Source organism: Micromonospora echinaurantiaca (assembly GCF_900090235.1).
Taxonomy (GTDB): domain Bacteria; phylum Actinomycetota; class Actinomycetes; order Mycobacteriales; family Micromonosporaceae; genus Micromonospora; species Micromonospora echinaurantiaca.
Window position 1 is genome coordinate 3,419,002 of sequence record NZ_LT607750.1, and the last position, 7,910, is coordinate 3,426,911.

Here is a 7,910-nt window from a genome sequence, read left to right on the forward strand (position 1 = left end):
CGGCGCCGGTCAGCGCCACCCGTAGCCGGCGCGCAGCGCCCGCCCCACCCGATCGAAGCGGGCCCGATCCAGCACCGCGCCCTCGCGCCGGATGCTGTCCTCGCGCATGGTCAGCACCCGGTCCAGCCGCACCCAACTGGGCCGGCTGTCCCGGTCCCAGGCACCCGGGCCGAGGGCCAGCCAGTGCCGCTGCCCGTCCCGCTCGCTCTGGCTGGACAGCATCAGCCCGAACAGCGTCCGGCTGTGCCGGCCCACCACCAGCACCGGGCGATCCTTGCCCTGGCGCGGGTCGTCCTCGTACGGCACCCAGGTCCAGACGACCTCCCCCGGGTCGGCGTGCCCGTCCAGCTCCGGCGCGTACGTCAACTCGCGGCGCTGGAGCGCGGCGACCTGACGCCGGCGGGCGACCTGGGCCGGCGCGGGCCCGGAACGCCGGGGACGCGGGACGACCGCGCCGCCCACCCGGCTGATGCGCGCCGCCACGTTCCTCAACAGACCTGCCACGGCGGGCAGCCTATCCTCCGCCCCCGGCGGCTCGGCGGAGGCCGTCGGCAATCCGGTGGCACTCGCCCGCGGTCCCGTCGATGATCGTCGGCATGTCCGTGCCCGCTCACCAGGTCCGCGCCCGCTACTCGGCGGAGACCATCACCGTCTACCAGGCCTACCCGCCGGAGATCGCCCGCGCCGCGCTGGCCGCCGGACGCTTCGTACCACCGTTCAAGCGGGAGCGGATGACCTGGATCAAGCCGTCATTCCGCTGGATGCTGTACCGCTGCGGCTGGGCCACCAAGCCGGGACAGGAACGCGTGCTGGCCGTCGAGATCACCCGCGCCGGGTTCGAGTGGGCACTGGCGCACGCCTGCCTGAGCAGCTACGACCCGCACCGGTACGCCGACCGGGCCGCCTGGTCGCGTCAGTTGCGGGCCAGCCCGGTCCGGGTGCAGTGGGACCCGGAGCGCTCACTGCGGCTGGCCCCGCTGCCCCACCGGTCGGTGCAGGTCGGACTCTCCGGCGAGGCGGTGCGGCGGTACGTCGACGAGTGGCTGGTCAGCCTGACCGACGTGACCCCGACCGCCCGCGCCATCCGCGAGCTGCTCGATGCCGGCGACGACCCGGCCGCCGAGGCGCTGCTGCCGCCCGAGCGCCCGTACCCGTTGCCGCCCGAGGTCGCCGCCGTGGTCGGCGCGACGACGCCGTGACGGACTCCGACCGGTGATGACACTGCGCGGGTGTCGATCCGCTCGCGGCGCCTGTGCGCGGCCGGCGCGTGCTTGACTGGGGCGGTCGGTGCCGGAACGGGCGAGGACGGTGGCAGATGACCTTCGAGGTACGGACGCGGAGCCTGCCCGGCAGGCCGGCGGCGATCGGCTCCGCCGGGGCGTACACCCTGGTGGTGGACCGCCCGGTCGACGGCGGCGGCGACGGCCTGGGGTTCAACGGGGGCCAGCTGCTCTACCTGGCGGTGGCCGGCTGCGTCTCCAACGACCTGTTCCGCGAGGCACGGGCGGCCGGCATCGAGCTGTGGCGGGTGGAGGTGACCGTGCGCGGCGACTTCACCGGCGAGCCGGCGGTCTCGACGGAGATCACCTACGACGTACGGGTCGAGGGGAACGCCCCCGCGGAACGGCTCGGCGAGCTGGTCGGCCGGGTGGACGCGATCGCGGAGATCCCCAACTCGCTGCGCGCGGGCACGCCGGTGCGGCTGGGCCGGGCTGACGTGGTGGGCGGAATCGGCGGCGGCGTCGGTGCCTGATCCGGCGCTCCGCAGTGGGACTGGCGGTGCCGGCCCATCCCGCCGGACCGCCGCTGGCGCCGTTCTCGCGCTGACCCTGCTGGCCGGCTGCACCGACGGCGGGTCGCCGGGCGGAACGCCCGCCGCCGGACCGTCGGCGGTCGCCACCACCGCGACGCCGGGCCCGTCGGTCGCCGCGCCGGTGGTCGAGACCCGCGACGACCTCGCCGGCCTGTTCCAGCAGGCCGGGCTGCGCGGCACCTTCGTGCTGTACGACGTGTCGGCCGGCCGCGTCGTCATGGTGGATCGGGAGCGGGCCGAACGCCGGTTGATCCCCGCGTCGACCTTCAAGATTCCACACAGCCTGATCGCGCTGGAGACCGGCGTGGTCCGCGACGAGCACGAGAAGATCCCGTACGGCGGCCGGCCGCAGCGCGTCGCCGCCTGGGAGCGGGACATGGGGCTGCGGGACGCGATCCGGGTCTCCAACGTCCCGGTGTTTCAGGAACTGGCCCGGCGGATCGGCCCGGAGCGCGAGCGGGAGTGGCTGAACCGGCTCGGCTACGGCAACGGCGAGGTCGGCCCGGCGGTGGACCGGTTCTGGCTCAACGGACCGCTGGAGATCTCGGCCGACGAGCAGGCCCGGTGGCTGGCCCGGCTGGCCCGCGGCGAGCTGCCGGCCAACCCGGCCCACCAGGCGACCGTCCGGGACATCCTGCGTCTGGAGCGCACCGCCGAGCACAGCCTGTACGGCAAGACCGGCCTGACCGACGCCACCGAACCCGGCACCGGCTGGTGGGTCGGCTGGGTCGAGCGCGGCGACCGGCTCTACACGTTCGCGCTGAACGTCGACGTCACCACCGACGCCGCCGCCGAGCAGCGGCTGCCGCTGGGCCGGCGGCTGCTGCACCGCCTCGGCGCCCTGCCCACCGCCTGACCTCGGAGGAAGCCCACGTGGACGGCCACCGCCTGCACCTGTTCCGCTTCCTCGACTGAACCGCCCGGATTTCAACGTCGTCAAGCGACCCGGCCGGGCAGTCAGCGCCGTGGCTCTCCTAGTCCAGATCGGACCGCTTCTCGGCGACCCACTTCTCGACGTCCTCGGCGAGCCAGACGTTCCCCATGGCCAGCTGCGCCACCGGTTCGGGAAAGTCGCGGCGGTTGGTGATCTGGTAGACCCGCTGGCGGGAGATCCCACCCAGCATGACGCGGATCTCTGCCGAGCCGACCAGCCTGAGCCGCTTCATGGCGGGGACACTAGGTGCCTGCCTACTAGTCGTGAGTCAACTTTACGCACGCCTACTAGACGGATGCTCTAGTCGTGTACTCTGAGCGCGAGGTCGAAGCCGAGCGGGATCGGAGTGACCGGTGAGCGATGACGGCCGGGAGACAGTGCTGCTGCCACGAACGCCACAGGTGTTCGCCCTCTACCGCTGCGACAGCATCAGCAACTCGATGCACGACGTCCTCGGCTGGATCCTGGCCCTGCCAGGCGGAGAGATCCTCATGGTCCGGGGGCTACCTGGAGCACGAGAGGTGATCTGGTCAGAATCGCTCAGTCAGGTCGAGAGCTTCTGGGCACCGATGGCCGGCGCCGACGTCGTGCTGGTCACGGAGACAAGGGACGGAGAGCCATCAGGCAGGCAGCGCTAACCGTATGCGTTGACCCGACGACCGGGCGAACCGGCGTAGGCCGGCACGTCGATCCGGCGGGGCGGGCATCACTCGGTCCGAACGACCGACGAGGCGTAGCGAGCCTCGAGGGTCATCTGAACCGGTCATGCCCGCCCCTGGTACCACCAGCAGGAGCGCGTCCACCCCGGACGGGTCGAGCCGGACGCCCTCACCACCGTGCCGCTTGCGAGGCGTTCAGTTGCTGACTGGCCAGCGAACGCTCTTGAGGCGCTGCCCGTCGACCCAGTACGTGCGCTGCCCGTCGAGAACCAACCAGTTGCCCTTGGCGTTGGGGACCACGAAGAGCTCGCGCTGGCCGACCGGCTTGATCCGAACCACGGTGTCGCCAACGGATCCGTACAGATAGCCGTCCGCGGCGTTGTAGCTGAGCGTGTCGGCCTGCCAGGTGCCGCCCGAGAAGTTGTCCCAGTCGAAGGCCCTGACCGTCTTGCTGTAGGTCTGGCGCCCGGTGTTGCGCTCGAACGCGAACAGGGTGCCGTTGGTAGCCGCCCAGACCTGACTACCGGATGTCACCGCCGCGGCGGTCACCTGGGCGTGCCCGACGACCTCCTGGCTCCACAGCAGCTCGCGGGTGGCCATGGAGAAGGCGAAGACCCGTGCGTTCTGCTGGGTCGGGGCGATGCCGTTGCCGCCGTAGATGGACGTGCCGCCGTAGAGGATTCCGTCGGCGTAGGTCAGCGTCAGGATGCTCTGATCCTTGATCAGGTCGAAGTACGTGTCCACCTTGCCGGTCGCGGGGTCGTAGATCGTCAGGCTGGACTGCAGTTGGCCGTAGCCCGGGACCGTCCCGACAGCAAGGAGGCCGCCGGCATCAGCCATGGCGAACGGACGGTCCTGACCGGACGCCGTGAGATCGAAGACCTGGGCCGGATTCCCGTTGGTGAGTGGCCGCGTCGGGTCGACCTCGAAGATCTTGGCGCCTGGGTAGACGCCGGCGTACAGGCGGTCGCCGACCGTCACCAGGTTCTCCGCCTGGCCCAGCCTCGGGTCGAACGTCCACGTGTCCTGACCCGGCGAGTAGCTCGCGAACCCACCGGAGAAGTAGCCGCCGACGTGGACCTGGCCGGTGGGCCCCAAGGTTGCCGATCGCGGGGCCACCGGCGTCCCTTGCAGCGCCGGTGCCAGTTCAGCGTGGTCGCCCGTCGTCAGGTTGTAGTACTGCAGGACCTTGCCGTACGCGCCGACGACGTACTCGGCACCGCCAGAGGTCACGACACCCACCTTGGTGCCCATCTTCACGCCGAGGTTGGTCAGCGTGCCGTCGGGGGCGTATCGGTGCAGGACCGGAACACCGCCGTCGAGGAGCGCGATGTAGGTGTTGCCGGCACTGTCACGTCCGACGCGCTGCATCAGGTAGTCGTTCCACGGCCCGGCCTTCCAGCTACCGGTGACGGTGTCGTAGACGTAACCGATGTTCTTCTTCGTGCATTCGAACCGGACGAACAAGTCAGTTCCGGAGGTGGCCAGCTCGTAGGTGAACTGGCAATCGGCGCGGCCGTCCGGCAGCGGGATCTGTCGCTTGTCCCCGCTGGCGATGTCGATCTCGAAGAGCGCGGCCTGCGTCCCGGTGCCGGCGTAGACCTTGTCGCCGACGACCGCGGTCGACCGCACGTAGGTGTACTGGTCCCCCAAGATGCCGTAGTCGCGCCACCGGCCGGTTGACTTGTCGTAGGCCACGACGTGGGCGCCCGGCAGCGTCGATCCCCCGGCGAAGCCCTCGAAAGTGCCCGTGTACGCCACGCCGTTGGCGTCGGTGTCCACCTGCCAGAGGAAACTCGTGTCGGGAGTGGCCTGGCCGGCCTTCACCGCGGCAGCTGCCTGGTAAGGCAGGTAGTAGAGGTTCCCGTTTCCGTAGCTCGCGACCCAGACCGTGCCGTCTGCGGCGATCTCGACACCCCAGGCACCGCCCGCGCCGTCGAGCGGGTAGGTGGCGATCACGTTGCCCGTGAGTGGGTCGATCTCGGCCAGGTAGGCCGGCTCACCGGAGACCACCGTCCACGTGCGAGCACTGCCATCCGGCATGTTCCCGGAGGCGGCCCCGGCGGCGGTCACGGCGGTCAGCGGAATGACACCGTGGTCCTCCACCGTGACGGGTGGCGTCGGGGCGGCCGAGGCCGTGGCGGGCGTCAGGAGTGTCGAGACCATCGTGGTGGCCGCGGCCAAAGCGATCAAAGTGCTGCGATAGCGCATCCTACCTCCGGCGCAAGTCATCTTCCCGAGGATTACGCCAAGGACCGTAACCTGCCGACATCGATACGTCCATGGCCTTGGATCGCCGAATCAACGGCGACGGCGACGGCGGTTTACTTTTCGGTCATGGGCGGAACGGCGTTGGGGATCCTGAGTCCGTGCCCGGCCGAGCACGTCGAGCCGGTCCTGGTCGAGGAGTCAGCGATCTCGGCGGGCGCCCGCCTCTGGGCCGGATCGCTCAACGCGTGGCGGAACGGAGTGCGGGCCGGGTGTGCGTCGAGTTCTCCGGCCCGCCCGGCGCGGACCTGCTCAACGTCCTGAATGCACTTGCGGCGCATCCGGTCGACCTTGAGCGGAACCTACCGGCCCCGTCCGGAACGCTGGCGGACGGGGCAGGCTACGGTCGAACCGCCAAGCTGGCGATGCTGCGCCCACCCCAGGGGGGAACATGGTCGAACTGCCCAATGACCTGCCGGTCTTCGAGCGCAGCGCGGTACGGCTGGTGGTGCTCGACGGCGACGACCGGGTGCTGCTGTTTCACACCCGCGACCCGGACCACCCCCGGCTGGGCACCTGGTGGGAGCTGCCCGGCGGCGGGATGGACCCCGGCGAGACGTACCTGGACACGGCGGTGCGCGAGCTGCGCGAGGAGACCGGCATCGTGGCCGATCCCGCGCAGATCGGCCCGCCCACCTGGCGGCGGCGGGCCAGCTTCGTGCACCGGCAGCGGCGGCACCTCCAGGACGAGGTGATCGTCCCGGTGCGGCTGGCCGGCCCCGGGCCGGACGTGGACGAGACAGACCGGCTCGACTACGAGCTGGAGGACTACTTCGGGTTCCGGTGGTGGCCGATCGCCGAGGTGGTCGCCAGCGGCGAGCGCTTCTATCCCGGCCAGTTGCCCGCCCTGCTGACCGGCTTCCTGGCCGGCGACGAGATCGACGAACCGTTCGAGCTGTGGTCGTGACGGCGTGGCACCGGCCGGGCACAGTGGTGCGATGACTGACATTCACGGTCCACTGGCCCGCTACGCCGAACGGATGCACACGGTGATCGGCGACCGGCACCACGTCGCCTCTCCCCTCGGCGCGTGGCTGCTGCTGGCCCTCGCTGGCCCCGCCACCGCCGGTGCGGACCGCGCGGAACTGGAGGACGTGCTCGGTACGGACGTGGTCAACGCCGGGGAGGCGGCCCGCGCACTGCTGGAGGCGCCGCACCCGCTGGTGGCGGCGGCGACCGCCGTGTGGCACCGCCCGGGGCTCGATGTCGGCGCCCTGGACCGCTGGCGGGCGACCCTGCCCGGAACGACCGGGACCGGCCCGCTACCGGACCAGGCGGCATTGGACGACTGGGCCCGGGAGCACACGCTGGGCCTGATCGACCAGTTCCCGGTGTCCGTGACGTCGGAGACGCTGCTGCTCCTGGCCAGCGCGCTGGCCACCCGGATCTCCTGGGAGAATCCGTTCGACGTGACGACGGCCGGCGACCTGGGCCCGGCCAGCCCGTGGGCGGGCCGGCTGCGCCGGACCCTGCGCAGCCCCGAACACGGCCACCAGTGCTGGATCGCGGGCAGCCGCAGAGCCGGCGACGTGGCGGTACACAGCGCGTCCTCCGGTCAGGTGGCCACCGCCGACGGCCAGGCCGGGCTGGTCGTCGTCTCGGTCGCCGCCGCCCCCGACGTCGCCCCCGTCGACGTCCTCGCCACGGCGTACGAGTTGGCCACGGCCGCCGTCCAGGCGCCGGACGGGGAGGAACCGCGCGGGAAACGCCGGCACAAGGCGGCCCGGGCCGGGGGACGGCGCTCCCTGTTCGACCTGCCGCTGGGCGACACCGCGCTGTGGACGCTGCGCGAGGAGCCGACCGTGACGTACGCGCCCGACGGTCGGGAGGAGCGGATCCGGGCGGTGCTGCCCTGCTGGTCGGCCGAGAGCCGAATCGAACTCAACGAGGACCGCCTCGGCTTTCCCGTCGCCACCTGGGCGTTCGGCGAGCTGCTGGACACCCCGGAACTGGCGGCCGAGGTGGTACAGAAGGCGGTGGCCCGGTACAGCCGGTACGGCTTCGAGGCCGCGGCGGTCACCGGCTGGGCCATGGCGACCAGCATGCCGCCGGAGGGGGTCGCGCGGATTGCCGAGCTGCGCTTCGGCCATCCGTACGCCGTGGTGGCCGTCGCCACCGACACCCGGAGCGACGGCACGGCCGGGCCCTGGCACGGCGTGCCGGTCTTCTCCGCCTGGGTCGCCGAGCCGGACGAACTGCCCGAGGCCGACCTGGCCGACCGGTACGAGTGACCCCG

At 71.7% G+C, this 7,910-nt stretch carries 9 protein-coding genes; 6 read left to right on the plus strand and 3 right to left on the minus strand.

The features are described 5' to 3' along the window. Nucleotides 1-9: 9 nt before the first annotated feature. Nucleotides 10-504, minus strand: a complete 495-nt coding sequence (locus tag GA0070609_RS15500; RefSeq protein WP_088994464.1) for a type II toxin-antitoxin system PemK/MazF family toxin — start codon at nucleotides 502-504, stop codon at nucleotides 10-12. A 92-nt stretch (nucleotides 505-596) separates the two neighbouring features. On the opposite strand from GA0070609_RS15500, the gene GA0070609_RS15505 reads away from it, so the two are divergent. The 3 genes from GA0070609_RS15505 to blaOXA all read left to right on the plus strand — a co-directional run bounded on the left by GA0070609_RS15505 (nucleotide 597) and on the right by blaOXA (nucleotide 2,669). After that, a complete protein-coding gene (locus GA0070609_RS15505) occupies nucleotides 597-1,199 on the plus strand; it encodes a DUF4291 domain-containing protein (protein ID WP_088994465.1) in 603 nt (200 codons plus the stop codon). 116 nt (nucleotides 1,200-1,315) lie between these two features. After that, complete coding sequence (locus tag GA0070609_RS15510) at nucleotides 1,316-1,753, plus strand: OsmC family protein (protein WP_088994466.1); 438 nt, start codon at nucleotides 1,316-1,318, stop codon at nucleotides 1,751-1,753. Next, on the plus strand, nucleotides 1,746-2,669 hold the full coding sequence (gene blaOXA, locus GA0070609_RS15515; RefSeq protein WP_197700301.1) for a class D beta-lactamase: 924 nt from the start codon (nucleotides 1,746-1,748) through the stop codon (nucleotides 2,667-2,669). The genes GA0070609_RS15510 and blaOXA overlap by 8 nt, the downstream gene beginning before the upstream one ends. 118 nt (nucleotides 2,670-2,787) lie before the next feature. Here blaOXA and GA0070609_RS15520 read toward each other — a convergent pair whose 3' ends face one another. Next, entirely contained in the window at nucleotides 2,788-2,979 is a 192-nt protein-coding gene (locus tag GA0070609_RS15520) for an AlpA family phage regulatory protein (protein WP_088994467.1), read from the minus strand. Nucleotides 2,980-3,100: 121 nt separating this feature from the next. Between GA0070609_RS15520 and GA0070609_RS15525 the strand changes: the two genes are divergently transcribed. Beyond that, entirely contained in the window at nucleotides 3,101-3,385 is a 285-nt protein-coding gene (locus GA0070609_RS15525) for a hypothetical protein (RefSeq protein WP_157748181.1), read from the plus strand. Nucleotides 3,386-3,601: 216 nt separating this feature from the next. Here GA0070609_RS15525 and GA0070609_RS15530 read toward each other — a convergent pair whose 3' ends face one another. Next, on the minus strand, nucleotides 3,602-5,617 hold the full coding sequence (locus GA0070609_RS15530) for an NHL repeat-containing protein (RefSeq protein WP_157748182.1): 2,016 nt from the start codon (nucleotides 5,615-5,617) through the stop codon (nucleotides 3,602-3,604). A 448-nt stretch (nucleotides 5,618-6,065) separates the two neighbouring features. Between GA0070609_RS15530 and GA0070609_RS15540 the strand changes: the two genes are divergently transcribed. After that, nucleotides 6,066-6,581, plus strand: coding sequence for an NUDIX hydrolase (locus GA0070609_RS15540; RefSeq protein ID WP_088994471.1), 516 nt, complete (start codon nucleotides 6,066-6,068; stop codon nucleotides 6,579-6,581). A gap of 31 nt (nucleotides 6,582-6,612) precedes the next feature. Continuing rightward, nucleotides 6,613-7,905 (plus strand): serpin family protein, encoded by a 1,293-nt coding sequence (locus GA0070609_RS15545; RefSeq protein WP_088994472.1) that lies wholly within the window; start codon nucleotides 6,613-6,615, stop codon nucleotides 7,903-7,905. Nucleotides 7,906-7,910 lie beyond the last annotated feature (5 nt).